The organism is Nonomuraea sp. NPDC047529 (assembly GCF_040642995.1).
In the GTDB taxonomy this organism is placed as follows: domain Bacteria; phylum Actinomycetota; class Actinomycetes; order Streptosporangiales; family Streptosporangiaceae; genus Nonomuraea.
The window spans coordinates 95,161-113,139 of the sequence record NZ_JBEYTJ010000037.1 but is presented as its reverse complement, the minus strand read 5'-3'; the positions used below and the strand labels follow the sequence as shown (position 1 = coordinate 113,139).

Here is a 17,979-nt window from a genome sequence, read left to right as displayed (position 1 = left end):
TCGCGGCCGTAGGAGATGCCCGGGCCGGGAATCGTCACGGTGCCGTCGGCGCCGAGCCACCGCGAGGGCGTGAGCTGCGGGATGCCGGGGGCGGGTCAGCGGCCGGAGACGGGGAGGGCGGGTCAGCGGCCGGAGACGAGGTTGCCGAGGCGGGCGTACAGCGACGTGCCGGTGCCGCGGTCGTTCTCGTGGCGGTCGGCGGCCCGGAACAGCGTGTAGATGAGCTGCACGCCCGCCCACCGCAGCGGCTCCGGCTCCCACTGCCGCACCTGCCGGCCCACCCATGGCAGCGCCGTCAGCTCGGTGTCCCGCCGCAGCACCAGGTCGCGTAGCGTGCGCCCGGCCAGGTTCGTGGTGGTCACGCCGCTGCCGACGTACCCGCCGGCCCAGCCGAGCCCGCTCGCGTGGTCGAGGTGCACGGTCGAGCACCAGTCGCGCGGCACGCCGAGCACCCCGCACCACGAGTGCTGCACCCGCGCGTCGGCCGCCGCGGGGAAGAGCTTCACCAGCATCCGCCACAGCAGCGCCGCCGTCCGCGCCTGGGTGGCCCCCCGGCGGTCGGTACGCGACCCGAACCGGTACGGTACCCCCCGCCCGCCGATCGCGATCCGGTCGTCGGCCGTGCGCTGGGCGTAGACGTAGGCGTGGGCCTGGTCGCCGAGCAGCTCGTGCCCGGCCCAGCCGATGTGCTTCCACACCTCGGCGGGCAGCGGCTCAGTGACGATCATGGAGCTGTTCATCGGCAGCCACTGCCGGTGCTGCCCGGCCAGGGACGCGGTGAAGCCCTCGGTGGCGCGGATGACGTAGTCGGCCGAGACGATGCCGAGCGGCGTGTGCGCGGTCGCCTTGCCGCCGCCCACGCGCGGCCGGATCTCGGTCACCGTCGTGCCCTCGAAGACGTCCACGCCCAGCGCCGCGACGGCCGTGGCCAGCCCGACGGCGAGCTTGGCCGGCTGCACGCGGGCGCAGTGCGGCGAGTACGCGGCCTCCAGCGTGCCCGCCACCTGGAGGCGTTCGCGCTGCTCGTCGCGGTCCATCAGGCGCATGTCGTCCTCGCCGTACCCCCAGGAGCGCAGGTCGGCGACCTCCTCGCGGAGCCGTCGCCGCTGGGCCGGGTTGGTGGCCACGTGCACGAGACCGCCCTTGTGTACGTCGGCGTCGATGCCCTCGGCGCGGGTGACGTCGATGACCTCGTCCACCGCGCGGAACATGGCGTGCTGGAGGTCGATCATGGCCTGCCGGCCGCGCGCCTCGGCGTGCCGCTCGCGTGAGCCGGCGAACTCGGCCGACAGCCAGCCGCCGTTGCGCCCGGACGCCCCGAACCCGGCGAACTCCTTCTCCAGGATCGCGATCCGCAGGTCGGGCTGGGCCTTCTTCAGGTAGTACGCCGTCCACAGACCGGTGTAGCCGCCGCCGACGATCGCCACGTCGTACTCGCGGGAGCCGGGCAGCGACGGCCGCCTGGCGGGCAGGCCGATCTGCCGGTACCAGAACGAGACGCCCCCGTTGGCGAAGTCGTCGGTGAGCGGGATGCCTGTCATGACTGTTCTGCCTCCACGGCTGCTGCTTGCCCCTCCGCTGTTTCCCCGTCCGCTTTGTCCCCGGCGGACGGGGTGGGCGGGCTGATCACCCAGAGCACCTCGGCGGTCTCGTCGCCGTCGTTGACCACCCGGTGCGGGACCGACGTGCGGTACTCCACGCTGTCGCCGGGCCCCATCGGGTGCGCGGCGGCGGACCCGGCGGGGCCCAGCCAGAGCGTGAGGTTGCCGCGCAGCACGAGGAAGATCTCCTGCGAGTCGCCGTGCGTGTACGGCTCGTCGCCGGTGGAGGCGCCCGGCTCGAACTCCCCGGCGTACATCTCCAGGGTGCGCAGCGGGCGCTGGGAGATCAGGAACTTGCGGGTGCCCGGCCCGGTGGCCAGCTCGGGACGCTCGGCGCGGCGCACCACGCGGTGGGCGGGCTCGTCGTCCTCGTTGAACAGGTCGGCCACGGTGATGCCGAGCGCCGAGGCGATCCTGCGCAGCATGCCGATGCTCGCGCTGGTCTGGCCGCGTTCGAGCTGGCTGATGAAGCTCGGGCTCGCCTTGGCCTCGCCGGCCAGCGCGCGCACGGTCATGCCGCGCATGCCGCGGTAGGCCCGGATGCGGGTGCCCAGGTCCGTCATCGAACCCCTCGATCGGTCAGGCTGAACAAGTTGTTCAGTGACCGTACCGACGGCGGAGAAAGCCCAGCAAGAGGGGGGTGCCTAACGAATCGGTAACCGGTCTCAGCCGCGGGTCGGCCGCTGGTAGCCCTCGTCGCCGCCGTAGACGTGCCGGGACGGGTCGTGTTCGGGCTGGGTGGCCGGGCTGGTCGGCGAGGCGGTGTGCTCCTCGGCGAAGTCGTCCGAGGGCGTGGGCGGCGGCGGGAACAGGTAGTCGTGCCAGGTGATCCGGCCCTTGGGATCGGCCTCGGTGGTGAACGCGCCCGCGCGCTGCGCGGCGGCCAGCTTGCCCGGGATGCGCACCGGCAGGCACAGGCGGCGCAGGTGACGGGCGTCGAGCCAGGTCCTGGCCAGCTCCTCGGTGCCGAGGACCTGCGGGCCGCCGTACTCCAGGACCGCGCAGGCGGGGCCGCCGGCCAGCAGCGCGGCCAGGCGGGCGGCGACGTCGTTCACGTGCACCGGCTGCCAGAGCAGCGAGCGGTCCATGGGCAGCACGGGCAGCGTGGACAGGTCGCGCAGCAGCCGGTCGACCGACTGGTGGAACGGGGTGGCGCGGACGACCGTCCAGGCCATGCCGCTCTCCTTGACCAGCCGTTCGGCCTCCAGCTTGTGCCGGTGGCCGGGCGCGCGGTCCGCGCCGGCGACCGAGGGCAGCAGCAGGTGCGAGGCTCCGGCCGAGCGGGCCGCCGCGGTCAGCGTGCGGGTGCCGGCCAGGTCCACCTGGGCGCCTCCCTGCCGGCCGCCGGTGGCCAGGTGCGCGACGGCCTCGATCTGCCGTACGGCCTCCGCGACGCCCTTGCCCGAGGCCAGATCGCCCCAAGCCCACTCCACGCCCCCGCGGCTCTCGTGCCGGGTACGGCTGAGCGCCCGTACCCGATGACCCGCCTTGAGCAGGACGGGCACCAGTGCCCTGCCGAGGGTGCCGGTGGCTCCTGTGACCAGAATGCGCATGCCGGGTCCATACCCGCGAATCCCCAGAGATGACAATGATTTTCGTGACGAGGTCTGTGGACGGCGGTGCGGGGTAGAGCCGCCAATATGGCTCGTATCGCATCCGAATCCCTGATCGAACGGCTCGCCGAGTGGGGCGTGGACACCGTCTTCGGCCTGCCGGGCGACGGTATCAACGGCATCATGGAGGGGCTGCGCCGTCATCGTGACCGGGTGCGGTTCGTGCTGGTGCACCACGAGGAGGCCGCCGCCTTCATGGCCACCGGCTACGCCAAGGCCACGGGACGGATCGGCGTGTGCCTGGCCACCTCCGGCCCCGGCGGCATCCACCTGCTCAACGGTCTCTACGACGCCAAGCTTGACCACGTCCCCGTGCTGGCCATCACCGGCATGCAGGAGACCGCCGTGCTCGGCACCGGCTACCAGCAGGAGGTCCACCTCGACAAGCTGTTCGCCGACGTGGCCGAGTACAACATGATGATCACCAACCCGGCCCAGCTGCCCTCGCTGGTGGACCTGGCCGTCCGGACGGCCTACGCGCGGCGCGGCGTCGCCCATCTCACGCTGCCCAACGACATCCAGGTGGCCGACGCGGGGGAGGACCCGTACCGGACGGTCGCGCCGGTGCGGGCGCCGGAGACCGCGCCGATCTACCTGCGGCCCTCGGGGCTGCCGCGCCAGGAGGACCTGGCTCGGGCCGCCGAGGTGCTCAACGCCGCCGAACGGCCCGCCATCCTGGCCGGGCAGGGCGCGCTGCACGCCCGGGACGAGGTGCTGGCCGTGGCCGAGGCGCTGGGCGCGCCGGTGGTCAAGACGCTGCCCGGCAAGGCGGTCGTCCCGGACGACTCGCCGTACACGACGGGCGGGATCGGGCTGCTCGGCACGAGGCCGAGCGAGGAGCTGATGGACGAGGCCGACGTGCTGTTCATGATCGGCACGAACTTCCCGTACTCGAAGTTCCTGCCCGAGCCGGGCAAGGCGCGGGTGGTGCAGTTCGAGGCCGAGCCGACCAGGGCGGGGGCGCGGGTGCCGACCGACGTGCCCGTGGTGTGCGACGCCAAGGAGGGACTGCGGGAGCTGCTGCCGCTGCTCAACCGGGGGAACGGCAACGGCCACCTGGCGAAGTACCAGAAGCTCATGGCCAAGTGGCGCTCCGACATGGACGCCCTGGAGAACCCCGACAGGGACCCGATCGCCCCCCAGTACGCCATGGCCGTCCTGGACGACCTGGCCTCCGACGACGCCATCCTCACCTGCGACAGCGGCACGATCGCCACCTGGGCCGCCCGCCACTGGACGATCCGCGGCGGGCGCGAGTTCTACCTGTCGGGCACGCTGGCCACGATGGCCCCGGGCCTGCCGTACGCCATCGCCATGCAGCACGCCTTCCCCGGCCGCCAGGTCATCGCCTACGTCGGCGACGGCGGGTTCGCGATGCTGATGGCCGAGTTCCTGACCGCCGCCCAGCACCGGCTGCCGGTCAAGGTCGTCATCAACAACAACAACTCCCTCGGCCAGATCCTGTGGGAGCAGATGGTCCTCGGCTACCCCGAGCACGGCGTGCGCTTCGCCCAGCCCGAGGCCGACTACTCGGTGTGGGCCAGGGCGTGCGGCGGGTTCGGCGCCAAGGTCACCAAGTCCGGGGACGTGGCCGCGGCGATCAGGCAGGCGCTCGCCCACGACGGCCCGGCCCTGGTGGACGTGGACGTCAATCCGAACGAGCCGCCCATGCCCGGCAAGGTCTCCTACGACCAGGCCAAGAGCTTCGCCCAGGCGTTCCTGAAGGGCCAGCCGCACAAGGCGGCCATCGCGACCACCCTGTTCAAGGACCGCATCCAGAGATTCACCGACTGATCCCCCACCTCCGGACACCGCCCCACCTCGGGACACCTGGGACCCCTGCCTTGAGAGGCCGCTCGCGTTCGGATCCGGCCGGTCAGGGGTGGGGCGACCCGGGCGGGCCGGCCGGTCAGGGGGTCTGGTGGGCGTGGGCGATCCGGGCGGCGGTCTCCAGGAGGGGGTCCACCAGCCGGGGCAGCTCGCGGGAGCGCCGCGAGGCGAGCACGATCCCCACGGCGGCCACCGCCCGCCCGTCCACCACGACCGGCGCCGCCGCCGAGCACGAGCCGAGCGTCATCTCCTCGTGCGTCAGCGCGTAGCCCTGCGCCCGCACCGCCGCCAGCTCCCTGGCCAGCCGGCCGGGCTCGGTGACGGTGTGCGGCGTGGGCCGTTCGAGGGCACGGGCCAGGTACGCCTGCACGAACCACTCCGGCTCGAAGGCCAACAGCGCCTTGCCCACGCCCGTCGGGTGCATCGGCAGCCGCCCGCCGGTGCGCGAGACGATGGGCACGGCCCGCCTGCCGTACACCTTGTCGACGTACAGGACCTCCAGGCCGTCGCGGACGGCGAGGTGCACGTTCTCGCCGGTGGTGGCGAACAGCTCCTGGAGCCAGGGGTGCGCGCGGCCCTGGAGGCTGCCGGGGGCGAGCTGGCCGAGTTCCCACAGCCGCAGCCCCACCCGCAGCCGCCCGTCAGGAGAGCGGCTGAGTGCCTGCCACCGCTCCAGCTCGGCCACCAGCCGGTGGGCCGTGCTCAGCGGCACCCCGCTCCGCCTGGCCAGGTCGGTCAGCGTGAGCTGCGGATGGGCCGCGTCGAACGCCCCCAGGATCGCCAGCACCTTGGACGTCACCGTCTGCCCCGGCTGCCTGGCTCCTCCGGACATGACCACACTCCTGCACAGTTCTTCCACTCAGTGGAAGAGGCTACTCGGCTCCCGGGGCCTGAAGGCAGCAGACTTCCCTCATGCGAACTCAGGTCGGGATCATCGGCGCGGGCCCCGCGGGCCTGCTGCTGTCTCATCTGCTCCACCTGCGCGGCATCTCCTCGGTGGTGCTGGAGAAGCGCAGCCGCGCCTACGTCGAGCGACGGGTGCGCGCGGGTGTCCTGGAGCAGGGCACCGTGGACACGCTCGTCGAGGCGGGCGTGGGCGGGCGCCTGCTGCGCGAGGGCCTGCCCCACCACGGCATCGAGCTGCGGTACGGCGGCGCCGGCCACCGCATCGCCTTCGACAGGCTCGTCCCCGGCCGGGCCATCACCGTCTACGGCCAGCAGGAGGTCGTCAAGGACCTGATCGCGGCCCGGCTGGCGGCGGGCGGCGACGTCCGGTTCGAGGTCGAGGACGTCGCGGTGCACTCGCCGGAGTCGCAGCCGTACCTCACCTTCGGCGGCGAGCGGCTCGACTGCGACGTGATCGCCGGGTGCGACGGGTTCCACGGCGTCTCCCGCCCCAGCGTCCCGGACGGGGTCCTGGAGGTGTTCGAGCGGGAGTACCCCTTCGCGTGGCTCGGCGTCCTGGCCGAGGTGGCGCCCTCGTCGGAGGAGCTGATCTACGCCAGGACCGAGCGCGGCTTCGCCCTGCACAGCATGCGCTCGCCCACCGTCAGCCGCTTCTACCTGCAGGTCCCGGCCGACGCCGACGTGGCGCAGTGGCCGGACGAGCGCGTCTGGGCCGAGCTGAAGGCCCGGCTGGAGACCGTCCTGGGCTTCGAGCTGACCACGGGCGAGATCATCGAGAAGGGCGTCACGCCGATGCGCTCCTTCGTCACCGAGCCCATGCAGTACGGGCGGCTCTACCTGGCCGGGGACGCCGCGCACATCGTGCCGCCGACCGGCGCCAAGGGCCTGAACCTGGCCGTGGCCGACGTCCGGGTGCTGACCGAGGCGTTGACGGCCTTCTTCGAGCACGGCTCGCCGGAGCTGCTGGACGGCTACTCGCGGGCGTGCCTGAAGCGGGTGTGGCGGGCGCAGCACTTCTCGTGGTGGATGACGACGCTGCTGCACACCTTCGACGAGGACGACGCGTACGGGCGGCGGCTCCAGACCTCCTACCTGGACTACGTCACCTCCTCGGAGGCGGCGGCGACCACGCTGGCGGAGAACTACGTCGGGCTGCCCTTCGACTGACCCGTCCGGCCCGTGCGACCACCCCCGGGCGGTCTGACCTCGGGTGATGCCTTAAGGTTGGCGCGTGGTTTTCGAGGAGGGCTGGGCGCGTTCGCCCCTGCGGTGGTTGATGGACACGCTGGGCCACGCCCAGCTCGCGAGGATGGAGAGCGAGCCGGCGCTGGTCGCGGCCGTGGATCAGCACGCGGCCCTGCTGCGTGACGCGATCCCGCTCGACCGCGAGACCCTCGGCGACTACCTGCTGGGCTTCCTCGACGAGCTGCGCCACCTGGGCTGGATCTTCAGCGGCGACCACGACGCGCCCGCGCTGCGGCTGACGGCCGTCTGCTGGCTCGCCCGCGAACAGGGCTTCCTCGCCGAACCCGCCTGACCGCCCCCAAGACGGGGGCGGGGCCGGTCCGCGGGGTCGGGTGGTGCGGGCCGGCCCTGGTGGGTCCGCGTGACCGGGCGCTCGTCCCGGCCACACGGAGCTCAGGTTCCGGGCGGGATGTCCGCGCGGGTCGCCCCGCCGGCGGTGCCTGTCGTGCCGGGTGCGCCGGGCGTGGTCTGGGCCGGCTCGGCGGGCCGGGCCATCGTGCGGGCGTCCTCACGTCCCCGCTGGTACGCCTCGGCGTGCGCCCTGGCCTGCGGCGCCTCCGCCTCGATCCGGCCGATCCAGCGCTCCCAGCGCTGCTGCATCGGACGGACGAGCCCGCCGCCCAGCCCGATGGCCAGGATCGCGCCGATGGTGGCGAGCACGGTGATGAGCACCGGCGTCGTGACGGTCGTGGCGACGCCGATCTGGTTGAGCGCGGCGATGATGCCCAGCGCCCAGATGAAGACGGCCGCCGCGATGCCGAGCCAGCGCCCGTAGGACAGGCCGCCGAGCGCGCCGTCGACGAGATCCTTGACGGCCCTGGCGATCGCGCCCGCGATCACGATGATCACGATGGCGACCACGGCCTTGGGCAGCCAGCCGACCACCCCGTTGAGCAGCGCCGAGATCGGGTTGGGCCCGAAGACGCTGAAGGCGATCTGCAGGGTGATCAGCAGGATCGCGTAGTAGACGAGCTTGGCGAGCAGGCCGCTGGCGTCGTACCGGCTGCTTTCGAGCCACCGCTGCACGCCGCTGCGCTGCACGGCCCGCTCGAACCCCACGCGGTCGAGGAGCTTGTCCACGAGCTTCTGCAGCGCCTTCGCCACGATCCACCCGATGATCAGAATCACCAGGAACGCGACCAGCCTGGGCACGAACGTCGCCACCTGTCGCCAGGCGTCCGTCAGGCCTTGGCCAATATTGATGTCCACGGTTTCCTCCAGGACGAGGAGCCAATGGAGTCGCGCTACCCGCCTGAACTGGGACTATGCACCCAAAGCAACCGAATTTTTGCAGACTGTTACATTTGTACAAGTGTGCGCGGGCGTCAGCGGAGCCGGCGCAGGTCCATCTGGAAGTTCTGGTGCCAGGTCTGCCCGCCGTCCACGGTGGTCTCGCCGATCTCGTGCCAGGTCGTGGCGGTGAACGTCAGCGTGTAGCGGCTGGTGTAGGCGGGCGTCTGGAGGCTCCACCGGAAGGTGTTGTCGCCGACCTCCGGCACGACCGTGGTGACGTAGCCGCGGGAGAACGCCTCCCACCGGTACTGGCCGGTCGCCTCGTTGTAGTTGATCACGGCCAGGGCGCTGTCCGCGATCGTGCGCGGGTCGGCCTTGTCGCGGCCCTGCCCTTCGACCGAGATCACCAGGTCGCCCGCCTGCCGGCGCACCCGCTCGGTCTGCAGGAACTCCTGCCGCGTCCCGGAAGGGGTGACGGTCCAGCCCGGCCCCGCCCAGGTCCCGATCATGAACGAGAGCCGCCGCATGGCCTCCGCCTGCCCGACGAGTGCCTGCCCGACGGATGCCTGCCCGCTGAGCGCCGGGGAGGGCGTCCGGGCGGCCGTCGCCGGGCCGGGGGAGAGCAGGGCCGCGAGCAGGGCGAGCGGCAGGAGCAGGCGGACCAGTGACTTCATCAAGGCGTCCTCGTCAGTGAGCGGCTGATGCCGAGCCGGGGGTGAGCGGTCAGGTAGAGGCCGGTGGCGGCGTCGTACAGGTCGTTGGCGTCCATGCGCATGGGGGCCATGGTGCTGCCGGCGGGCGTGACGTTGCGCAGGGCGCGCAGCCCCGCGTCGTGGGCGGCGGTCACCAGCTCGCTCATCGGCGCGGTGCCGCCGGCGGTGGTGGCGTCGGTCAGGTCCGACAGCCCGGCCGTGATCGCGGCGAACGCGTGGTCGGACCTCTCGCCCCTGACCAGGTGCTGGGCCAGCCAGAAGTAGCTGGCCCGGCCGCGGTACTGCCGGTAGACCGAGGAGACCATGGTCAGCAGCCGCTGGTAGGCGTTGCGGTAGAGCGACTCGTAGAACCCCTGGGCCTCCTGCTCGCTCACCTCGCCGCGGTCGGTGGCGGTGATCGAGGCCGCGGCCAGCAGGGCGCTGTACATGGCCAGGTGCACGCCGGTCGACAGCAGCGGGTCGAGGAAGCAGGCGGCGTCCCCGGCGATGTGGTAGCCGGGGCCGCAGAAGGAGTCGGCCACGTACGAGAAGTCCTGTTCGATCCGGACCGGCCCGGTGAACCTGCCGACCAGCCCCGCCACGGTCGGCGAGTCGGCCACCACCGCGTGGAACATCTCCTCCGGCGACCCGTAGTGGGGACGCCGCTCCAGGAAGCGCGTCTGGTGGGTGACGAAGCCGACGCTGAACACCTCGCCGCGCAACGGGATCACCCAGTACCACCCTTCCGGCGAGGAGATGACGTTGATGCCGCCGCCCGGCGTGTCCGGAAGCAGGTCGCCGCCCTGGTAGTAGCCCCAGATCGCGACGTTCCTGAAGACGTCGTGCGGTCGTCGGTCACGGAAGTGCCGCGCCGACAGTACCCCGGCGCGTCCGGAGGCGTCGACCAGGTGATCGAAGCGCTCGACGCCGCGGTCCCACTCGGCGGCGCACGCGCGGCCGTCCTCGAACAGCACGCGCCGGACCCTGGCCTGCTGGATCACCTCGACGCCCTGGGAGGCGGCGTGGTCCAGCAGCACCTGGTCGAAGTCGTCCCGGTCGACCTGCCAGGAGCGCACGTCGGGGCCGAACGTGGCCGCCCAGTTCACCGTCCAGTCGCGTTCGGCGCCCCAGCGCAGCAGCAGGCCCTCCTTGACCGGGTAGCCGCGTTCCTCGACCTTGTCGTGCGCCCCGGCGTAGTCGATGATCGTCCGGCACGACGGGGACACCGACTCGCCGATGTGGTAACGCGGGAAACGTTCGCGTTCCAGCAGCCTCACGTCCATTCCGTTGCGGGCCAGCAGCGTGGCGGCGATCGAGCCCGCCGGGCCGCCGCCGATCACTAATACCTTGGTCATCGCGAGCCCTTCCGATAATCGATGCGTATTACGCAGTCGCGGGCCCGGCAAGCGGGCCCAATACGTAGGCCGATACGTATATTCCGGCGTTATTCTGGACCGCCGGCCCGGCCTGGTCGATGATGCGTCTGAGTTCCGTTCCGTCTTTCTTCAAGGAGCGCGCATGGGATTGAACCTCCGGCTGGTCGTTCCCCTGGTCTACGCCGTCGCGGTGGTCGTGGCCTTTCTGATCGGCAAGACGGTCGGCTCGGTGGTCGTCATCGCCGGCGCCGTCCTCGTGGCCCTGTTCTTCGTCCTGTCCGGCCGGTCACGTCAGCGCGAATAGGGCCCCCCACGGGTCGCGCACGATCGTCGCCCGGGGATGCCCGGGGGCGGTCGTGGCGCCCAGCCGGGCCGCCGTCGCCGCCGCCGCGGCGTGGTCCGCGGTCGCGAAGAACGTCATCCACTGCGGGCGAGCCCCCGTCCCCTCGCGGGCCACGGGCGCGGCGCCGAGCAGGCCCCGGTAGAACGCGGTCCCGGCCGACCACAGCTCGTGCCCGCACCACGTCCCCGGCTCGCCGGCCAGCACGATCCCGGCCGGACGGTGTCCCTCCCAGAAGCCGACCGCCGCCCCCGCCGGGTCGGTCGCGAACAGCACGCGCCCGTCCTGGCCGGCCGCCATCGGGCCGAAGACGACGCCGCCGCCCAGCTCCTTCACCCCTACGGCCACCGCGTCCACGTCCGGAGCCGCCAGGTAGGTGTTCCAGGAGGCCGGCAGGCCCGGCGGCACCCGGCCGAAACCGGCCACGACCTGGCCGCCGAGCTCGACGAAGGAGTAGCCGCCCTCCTCGCGGAAGGTCCAGCCGAACAGCTCTCCGTAGAAGGCCCGCGCGCCGGCCGGGTCGAGCGCCCCGTAGTCCACCCAGCACGGCTCGCCCGGCTCATAGTGCTCGTGAATCGGCACGCCCGGCCTCCTCGTCCGCTTCGAGGGCCGACAGCCGCAGGTGCCCGGCGATGAGCGGCGCCACGACCTCGGGCCGTTCGATCATGCACAGGTGCCCCGCGCCGGGGACGGTGACCGTACGGCACAGCGGGACCGAACCGCCCAGCAGCGCGGCGCCGGCCCGGAACGTCGGCATGTCCCGGTCGCCCACGACGACCAGCGTGCGCGCCCGGATGCCGCGCAGGTCCTCGACCGTGTGGACGTGCCTGCTCAGCCCGTGCATCGCGCCGTCGCGCAGCTCCCGCCACGAATGCCCGGCCACGATCGCGCGCAGCCTGGCGCGCAGCTCGGGGTGGTCCTCGGTGCCGCGGAAGATGTCCGGCGGCGAGGACATCCACAGGTCGGCGAGCTGCTCGCCCCCCGCGCCCATCCGAGCCAGCCCGGCCAGCGCCCGGTACCGCCCGGCGGTGCCCGGCTCGGGGGGCGCGCCCGCGATGGTCGGGGAGCCGACGATCAGCCCGCGCACGTCACGCGGATGGTCGATGGCCAGTTGCAGGGCGATCATCGAGCCGATCGACTCGGCCACCACCAGCGCGGCCGACTCGGCCCCGGCCAGCCCGGCCAGCTCGGCCGCCAGCGCGGGCAGCGACGTGCCCGGCCGCAGCGGCCCGGAACGCCCGTGGCCCGGCAGGTCCACGCCGACGTGCCGCCAGCCGGGCAGCAGGTTCCACAGCGGCTCCCACACCGAGGCGTCCATCGTGTAGCCGTGGATCCACAACACGGCCCGGCCCTGGCCGGTCGAGCGCACGTACAGGCTCATGAGGACGCTCCGGGGACGGCGGCGAAACCCTGACAGAAGCGGCGGAAGGCGATGACCGGGGTGTCGCCGGCGTCCAGCCGCTGCGGGGCGTCCGTGTCGAGGTGGTCCCAGACGACGCGGTCCTGGTCGAAGGCGTAGCGGGCGCCGTGCACGAGGGCGGGCAGCGAGTCCGTCCGGTCCGGCCGCACACCGATGGCCACCCGTCCCACGCAGCCCGTCCCGTCCGGCACCGCGCCGGTGACGATCGTGTACGGCGCCTCCGGCGTGCCCAGCTCGGTCACCACGAGATGCGGGCTGTAGGCGCGGGCCACGAAGCGGGAGGCGAAGTCGAGCCGCCGCTCCTTCTCCCACGGCGGCGCCTTGGTACGGAACTCGCCCTCGATCACCAGCTCGTCGTGCTCGCCCATCCTGACCCGCATGCCGCGCACCGAGGGCACCAGGTGGACGGTGCTGAAGTGCTGGGCGTCGAAGGCGTTCTCGACGACGTACTCGGCCGGGACCGTCACCGGCTGGTTCACCGCCGCCACGATCACCAGGTCCTCGGCCGCCTGCTTGATCGCCTGCTCGAAGCCCCGGTCGTCGCCGGGGTCGCCGGACAGCCGGGCGAACAGCGCCGCCCCGGCGCGCAGCGTGCGCAGCTCGTCCACCGCCCAGCGGCGGCCGGACCCGCCCAGCGAGATGCGTTTGCCGTGGAAGGGGCAGATCACGCAGTCGCCGTCCAGCTTGCCGCCGTAGGCCAGGTGGGCGCCCCGGTGCGGGCAGGTGGCCTCGAACACCCGGATCCGCTCGCCGTCGCGCACGGCCATCAGGCGCGTACCGCCCAGCCGCAGCGGCGTGATCCCCGGGCCGATCTCGTCGTCGAGGGCGAGCAGGAACCACCCGCCGTGGAGCTCCCCGTTGCCAGCCGTCATCTCTCCAGCGCCCCAATCACCTCTGTGGCCGCGCGCTCCCCGCTGGCCATCGCCATGTGCGCCATGGGCGGGCCGGACAGGCCGACGGTGGCCTCCCCGGCGAAGAAGACCGTCCCGCCCAGCGGCTCGGCCCAGGCCGGGGACGCCCACAGCGCCCCCACGCCCGGGTACGTGTAGGCCCCGCCCGTCCACGGGTCGGCGCCCCAGTCGCACACCACCACCTCCGCCGGGTTCAGCCCCCGCGTCCACGGCAGGGCCCCGGCCAGCAGCGCGACCAGCCCGCCCGGCTCGGCCCAGGCGCTCCTGGCCGCCGCGGCGGCGCGGGCCTTGGCCATCACCAGCACCTCGGGCCGCCCGGCCGTCGTGCTGACGAACCCCAGGCGGCCCCCGGCGTCGAAGACCACGACGGACTCGGGCGCCTGTTCGGGATAGGCGACCAGCCCGCACCAGGCGTCCCCGGGCCGCAGCTCGTACGCCGCCGCCTGCTTGCGCACGGGCAGGTCGTCCACCACGAGCCGCCCCTCGGCGACCACCGGCGGCGGCACGGTGACCACGGCGGCGGCGGCGCTCTCCACGTGCCCGGCGGCGGTCAGCACCCGCACCCGGCCGCGCGTCCAGGACAGGCGGACGACCGCGTCGCCGAGCCGCACCCGCAGCCCCTCGGCCAGCCGCGCGGGCAGCCGGTCGAAGCCGCCGGGCAGCGCGAACTCGCCCCGTCCCGCCGGGTCGGCGCGCCGCAGCGCGGCCAGCGCGGGCGCGCTCAGCGCCTCGGGCTCGGCCGCCCAGTTCTGCCTGAACCACTCCGCGGCCGGCTCCAGCGCCTGCGGGCTGTCGGCGGTCTCCTCCTTGAGCCACGCCGCGACCGGCACGTCCCAGGGGCTCGCCCCCGCCAGGCGGCGCAGCGATTCCCGGGCCGCGCCCGACGTCAGCCGGTCCTCCAGCAGCGGCGGCGTGGGCCGCAGCGCGGTCAGCGGACGCGGCCCGCCGGGCAGCAGCACCCGCGCCGCGCGCCGCGGCACCGGCACCGGCGCCTCCAGGCCGGGCAGCGCCGCGATCGGGTTGCGGTCACCGTGGATCACCTGCGCGCCCAGCTCCAGCAGGGACGGCCGGTGGGTGCGGATCCGGCCGCCCACCCGCTCCCCGGCCTCCAGCACCGCGACCGCCAGGCCCGCGCCGGCCAGGCGCGCGGCCGCCGCCAGCCCGCTCACCCCGGCGCCGATCACGACGACGTCAAGCTCTGCCACCGGCACATCCTCTGTAGTAGTTTGTCCTCGGCCTGATCATGAGGAGACGCGATGACGGCACCCCGCACGCTGCCCGGCCACTTAGCGCACCCGTTCTCTCCTCGCGGGCGGCTCGACCCGTATCCGGCGTACCGCTGGCTGCGCGAGAACGACCCCGTGCACTTCGACGTCACCTCGCGCATGTGGCTGCTGACCACGCACGCCGACTGCGCGCTCGCGCTGCGCGACCCGCGCTTCTCGGCCGCGCTCGGGCAGCGGGAACGGGTCAGGGACGACGAGCTGCCGCCGTCGATGCTGACCACCGATCCCCCCGAGCACCAGCGCCTGCGCTCGCCCGGCGCGCTGCTGATGGGCCCGGCCGCCATCCGCGGCGTCGCGGGCGACATCGAGGCCGGGATCGGCGCGGTGCTCGACGCGCTGGCCGGCCGCGACGAGATCGAGGCCACCGCCGACATCGGCGAGCCGCTGGCCACCGGCGTGCTGGCCAGGCTGTTCGGGCTGCCGGCCGCCGACGTGCCGGTCTTCGCCGGGCTGGCCGCCCGCGTGTCGGTCAACCTCGACCCGCTGGCCGGGCCCCAGGCCGCCGCGGCCGGGCGGGTCGCGATGGGCGAGCTCACCCGCTTCCTCGGCGAGCGCGCCGACGCCACCGCCGCCGCCGGGAACGGGCCGGGCGGCTCGCCCTTCGGCCGGCTGGCCGCCGACGACCGGCTGACCAGGGCCGAGATGCTCGGCATCGCCGCGCTCACGGTCGTCGGCGGATGGAAGCCGCTGGCCGAGATGGTGGGCAACGCGCTCCACTGGCTGCTGCCGCGCCACGAGGCCGCCGACCGGATCAGGAACGGCGGCCGGGAGGTGGCCGAGTCGGCCGTGGACGAGCTGCTGCGGCTGGAGTCGCCGATCCCGTTCACCGCCAGGGTGACCACCGAGGCGGTCCCGCTGGACGGCGGCGTGATCCCGGCGGGGGCGAGGGTGCTGGCCCTGGTCGGGGCGGCCAACCGCGATCCGGCCGTGTTCGACCGGCCCGACGAGCTGCTGGTCACCCGCTCGCCCAACCCCCATCTGGCCTTCGGCGCGGGCACCCACCTCTGCCTGGGCGCGCCGCTGGTCAGGCAGGCCGGCGGGCTGCTGCTGAGCGGGCTGCTGGAGCGGTATCCCGGGCTGCGCCGGATGGGGAAGCCGCCCGCGTGGGCCCCGGGCCTGGTGCCCAGGAGGCTGACCGGCTTCACCCTCGCCATCTGAGCCCCTCCCCGGCTAGCGGACGTTGGCGCCGCGCCAGCGGAAGGTCAGCAGGCTCAGCAGCAGCGCCGCCACGCACCAGGCGCCCAGCACCGCGGCCGTCCTGCCCAGCTCCCACGTGCCGGCGGGCTCCACCACCGCGAAGTCGGCCGGCAGGAACACCGAGCGCAGGCCCTGTGTCATCCACTTCAGCGGGAAGAACGCCGCCAGGCTCTGCATCCAGGCGGGCAGCTCGCTGTAGGGGAAGAACACCCCGGAGATGAACTGCAGCACCAGGAACGGCAGCGTGACGATCGCCGCGGCCGAGCGGGCGTTCGGGATGATCGCGCTGAAGGCCACCGCCAGCAGCGAGCAGGACGTCGCCCCGAGCAGCAGCACCCAGGCGAACGTGAGCCAGTGGGCGGCGTCAGGCGGCATCGGCAGGCGGAACAGCGCGACGCCGACGGCCAGCAGGATCGCCGCCTCCAGCAAGCCGGTCACCACCACCCGGACGATCTTGCCGACGAAGTACGCCGTCTTCGGCATCGGCGAGGAGGCCAGGCGGCGGATCATGCCGTTGTCCCGCTCGATCGCGATGTTGATCGCCAGGCCGTTGAAGCTGACGCTCATGATGCCGCAGGCGATGATCCCGGCCACGAACATCTGCTTGAAGTCGGTGTGCGTGCCGGGGACCGTGCCGGAGAAGATCGAGCCGAGCACCAGCAGCAGCACGATCGGCAGCAGCAGCGTGAAGAACAGTGACTGGCGGTTGCGGAAGAACGACTTCAGCTCCACCGACGAACGGGCCGCCGACGCCCGCCAGAGCCCCGACCCGCCGCCCCGTGCGCGCACGGGACGGCCCTGCTCGGCCACGATCGCGTTCGAGCTGGTCATGACTGGGCCCCCTGGTTCTCGCGGATCAGCTTGAGGTAGACGTCCTCCAGCGTCGGCCGGTGGACGCGCAGGTCGGGCAGCTCGTCGGCGCCCGCGCGCGCGGCCCAGGGCAGCAGCGCGGCCAGGGCCCGCGTGGGCGTGTGGGTGAGCAGCGTGAGCGTGCCGCCGGGCACGCCGGGCGCGCAGGACGGGTCCAGCGCGGTGCCCGGAGGCAGGTCCGGCAGTTCGGCCGCGCTCAGCTCGGGCGTGAGGGTGAAGCTCACCGCGGCGGGCGTGTCACGCCGGCCGCCCAGCTCGCTCACCGGCCCGGTCTCGACGATCCGGCCGGCCACGATCACCGCCGCGCGTTGCGCCAGCGCCTCCACCTCGTCGAGGTAGTGGGTGGTCAGCACGGTCGTCTTGCCCTGGTCGGCGAAGAAGCGGACCAGGTCCCACGCCTCCATCCGGGCCTCCGGGTCCAGCCCGGTGGTCGGCTCGTCCAGGAAGATCAGGTCGGGGTCGCCGACGACGCCGACGGCCACGTCCAGGCGGCGCAGCTGGCCGCCCGAGAGCGTCTGGGCCTGCTTGCGCTCCTTCGCGCCGAGGCCCACCATGTCGATGACCTGCGCCGCGGGCAGCGGCGCGGGGTAGAAGGCGGCGAAGTGCTCGACGACCTCGCGGACGGTCAGGTCCGCGTAGGCGCCCGTCGTCTGCGGCACGATGCCGAGCCGCGCCCGCCACTGCGGGGCGTCCTCGGCCGGGTCGCGGCCGAGGACACGCACGTCGCCGCCCGAACGCCGGCGCACGCCTTCGAGGATCTCGACCGTGGTCGTCTTGCCCGCGCCGTTGGGGCCGAGTAAGGCGAACACCTCTCCGGGACGAACATCCAGGTCCACACCCTGCAGGATGAGAGCGGGACCGTACTGCTTGCGCAGCCCCCGTACGTGGATGGGGTTCGCCTGGTCGTCGGACATGATCTCCTCTTCCTCCTCTTGGCGTGCGTGGCTCCCGGCGTCAGGTGCAGCAGCAGCAGGGGCAGCAGCAGCAGTTGACGTCGACGCCGGCCGCGATCGAGTCGAGGTCGCCCTCGCTCAGCTCGGCCATGTCGATCTGCGGCGTCTCGGGGATGTGGAACTCGAACGTCCCCGTCTCCAGACCGCGCTCCCACAGCGAGACCTGCACGTCGAGGTTCGTGTCGTGGTGGCCGTCGGGCACGTTGCGCACGAGGGTGATCTGGGCGCCCGCGGGAACCTCGAGGCCGGCCTCGGCCAGCGCCTCGCGCGGGTTGCTGTCCAGCTTCGCCGAGAATTCCTCGCTCGACCACGCGGTGATCAGGACTCGGGTGTAGGCGTTGACGAATTCGGTCCGCTCTCTGGGGTTCAGGGCCATTGCGTCCTCCTGGAGCTTTTCCCCTTCGGCGCGGTGCGCCGTCTCGGAACGGAGTCTTACACAGTCGAATTCGAGGTGCCTAGACTTAATTTCCGGGGCTCCGGATTAAGTATTGAGAGCCCTCTGCTTA

Annotated in this window: 19 protein-coding genes; 5 read left to right on the top strand and 14 right to left on the bottom strand. The window is 73.1% G+C overall.

Features of this window, described 5'->3' with window-relative positions; translation table 11 throughout:
• Positions 1-122: 122 nt before the first annotated feature.
• The 3 genes from ABZ815_RS40925 to ABZ815_RS40915 form a co-directional block, all read right to left on the bottom strand.
• On the bottom strand, positions 123-1,541 hold the full coding sequence (locus ABZ815_RS40925; RefSeq protein ID WP_357706756.1) for an FAD-binding oxidoreductase: 1,419 nt from the start codon (positions 1,539-1,541) through the stop codon (positions 123-125).
• Entirely contained in the window at positions 1,538-2,164 is a 627-nt protein-coding gene (locus ABZ815_RS40920) for a cupin domain-containing protein (RefSeq protein WP_357706755.1), read from the bottom strand. The genes ABZ815_RS40925 and ABZ815_RS40920 overlap by 4 nt, the downstream gene beginning before the upstream one ends.
• A gap of 102 nt (positions 2,165-2,266) precedes the next feature.
• Positions 2,267-3,154 carry an NAD(P)H-binding protein gene (locus ABZ815_RS40915; RefSeq protein ID WP_357706754.1) on the bottom strand — a complete coding sequence of 296 codons (888 nt, stop codon included), beginning with the start codon at positions 3,152-3,154 and terminating at the stop codon, positions 2,267-2,269.
• 87 nt (positions 3,155-3,241) lie between these two features.
• On the opposite strand from ABZ815_RS40915, the gene ABZ815_RS40910 reads away from it, so the two are divergent.
• Positions 3,242-5,008: a thiamine pyrophosphate-dependent enzyme gene (locus ABZ815_RS40910; protein ID WP_357706752.1), complete on the top strand. Its 1,767-nt coding sequence runs from the start codon at positions 3,242-3,244 to the stop codon at positions 5,006-5,008.
• 115 nt (positions 5,009-5,123) lie between these two features.
• Here the strand turns inward: ABZ815_RS40910 and ABZ815_RS40905 are convergent, their stop codons facing one another.
• Positions 5,124-5,876 carry an IclR family transcriptional regulator gene (locus ABZ815_RS40905; protein WP_357706750.1) on the bottom strand — a complete coding sequence of 251 codons (753 nt, stop codon included), beginning with the start codon at positions 5,874-5,876 and terminating at the stop codon, positions 5,124-5,126.
• A gap of 80 nt (positions 5,877-5,956) precedes the next feature.
• Here ABZ815_RS40905 and ABZ815_RS40900 point away from each other — a divergent pair, with 80 nt between their 5' ends.
• Positions 5,957-7,117 (top strand): 4-hydroxybenzoate 3-monooxygenase, encoded by a 1,161-nt coding sequence (locus ABZ815_RS40900; protein ID WP_357706749.1) that lies wholly within the window; start codon positions 5,957-5,959, stop codon positions 7,115-7,117.
• A 64-nt stretch (positions 7,118-7,181) separates the two neighbouring features.
• The gene (locus tag ABZ815_RS40895) at positions 7,182-7,487 is read left to right on the top strand and encodes a DUF6401 family natural product biosynthesis protein (protein WP_357706747.1); all 306 of its coding nucleotides are present in this window, start codon (positions 7,182-7,184) and stop codon (positions 7,485-7,487) included.
• A 101-nt stretch (positions 7,488-7,588) separates the two neighbouring features.
• Here ABZ815_RS40895 and ABZ815_RS40890 read toward each other — a convergent pair whose 3' ends face one another.
• The 3 genes from ABZ815_RS40890 to ABZ815_RS40880 all read right to left on the bottom strand — a co-directional run bounded on the left by ABZ815_RS40890 (position 7,589) and on the right by ABZ815_RS40880 (position 10,475).
• A complete protein-coding gene (locus ABZ815_RS40890) occupies positions 7,589-8,404 on the bottom strand; it encodes a hypothetical protein (RefSeq protein WP_357706746.1) in 816 nt (271 codons plus the stop codon).
• A 116-nt stretch (positions 8,405-8,520) separates the two neighbouring features.
• A complete protein-coding gene (locus tag ABZ815_RS40885) occupies positions 8,521-9,102 on the bottom strand; it encodes a hypothetical protein (protein WP_357706744.1) in 582 nt (193 codons plus the stop codon).
• On the bottom strand, positions 9,102-10,475 hold the full coding sequence (locus ABZ815_RS40880; protein ID WP_357706743.1) for an NAD(P)/FAD-dependent oxidoreductase: 1,374 nt from the start codon (positions 10,473-10,475) through the stop codon (positions 9,102-9,104). Before ABZ815_RS40880 ends, ABZ815_RS40885 begins: the two co-directional genes overlap by 1 nt.
• 163 nt (positions 10,476-10,638) lie before the next feature.
• Here ABZ815_RS40880 and ABZ815_RS40875 point away from each other — a divergent pair, with 163 nt between their 5' ends.
• Positions 10,639-10,800 carry a hypothetical protein gene (locus ABZ815_RS40875; RefSeq protein WP_357706742.1) on the top strand — a complete coding sequence of 54 codons (162 nt, stop codon included), beginning with the start codon at positions 10,639-10,641 and terminating at the stop codon, positions 10,798-10,800.
• On the opposite strand, the gene ABZ815_RS40870 is transcribed toward ABZ815_RS40875, so the two are convergent.
• From ABZ815_RS40870 to ABZ815_RS40855, 4 genes are read right to left on the bottom strand one after another with little or no spacing between them, the layout of a single operon-like run.
• Entirely contained in the window at positions 10,783-11,418 is a 636-nt protein-coding gene (locus ABZ815_RS40870) for a VOC family protein (protein WP_357706740.1), read from the bottom strand. The genes ABZ815_RS40875 and ABZ815_RS40870 overlap by 18 nt on opposite strands.
• On the bottom strand, positions 11,396-12,217 hold the full coding sequence (locus tag ABZ815_RS40865; protein ID WP_357706739.1) for an alpha/beta hydrolase: 822 nt from the start codon (positions 12,215-12,217) through the stop codon (positions 11,396-11,398). The genes ABZ815_RS40870 and ABZ815_RS40865 overlap by 23 nt, the downstream gene beginning before the upstream one ends.
• Positions 12,214-13,128, bottom strand: a complete 915-nt coding sequence (locus ABZ815_RS40860) for a Rieske 2Fe-2S domain-containing protein (protein ID WP_357706738.1) — start codon at positions 13,126-13,128, stop codon at positions 12,214-12,216. Before ABZ815_RS40860 ends, ABZ815_RS40865 begins: the two co-directional genes overlap by 4 nt.
• On the bottom strand, positions 13,125-14,372 hold the full coding sequence (locus ABZ815_RS40855) for an FAD-dependent oxidoreductase (RefSeq protein WP_357706737.1): 1,248 nt from the start codon (positions 14,370-14,372) through the stop codon (positions 13,125-13,127). Before ABZ815_RS40855 ends, ABZ815_RS40860 begins: the two co-directional genes overlap by 4 nt.
• 51 nt (positions 14,373-14,423) lie before the next feature.
• Here ABZ815_RS40855 and ABZ815_RS40850 point away from each other — a divergent pair, with 51 nt between their 5' ends.
• Positions 14,424-15,611: a cytochrome P450 gene (locus ABZ815_RS40850; RefSeq protein ID WP_357706735.1), complete on the top strand. Its 1,188-nt coding sequence runs from the start codon at positions 14,424-14,426 to the stop codon at positions 15,609-15,611.
• Between the two features lie 12 nt (positions 15,612-15,623).
• On the opposite strand, the gene ABZ815_RS40845 is transcribed toward ABZ815_RS40850, so the two are convergent.
• The 3 genes from ABZ815_RS40845 to ABZ815_RS40835 are packed head-to-tail and all read right to left on the bottom strand — an operon-like array spanning position 15,624 to position 17,849.
• The gene (locus ABZ815_RS40845; protein ID WP_357706734.1) at positions 15,624-16,481 is read right to left on the bottom strand and encodes an ABC transporter permease; all 858 of its coding nucleotides are present in this window, start codon (positions 16,479-16,481) and stop codon (positions 15,624-15,626) included.
• Positions 16,478-17,434, bottom strand: coding sequence for an ABC transporter ATP-binding protein (locus ABZ815_RS40840; protein WP_357706733.1), 957 nt, complete (start codon positions 17,432-17,434; stop codon positions 16,478-16,480). Before ABZ815_RS40840 ends, ABZ815_RS40845 begins: the two co-directional genes overlap by 4 nt.
• Before the next feature lie 40 nt (positions 17,435-17,474).
• Complete coding sequence (locus tag ABZ815_RS40835) at positions 17,475-17,849, bottom strand: hypothetical protein (protein WP_357706732.1); 375 nt, start codon at positions 17,847-17,849, stop codon at positions 17,475-17,477.
• Between the last annotated feature and the right edge of the window lie 130 nt (positions 17,850-17,979).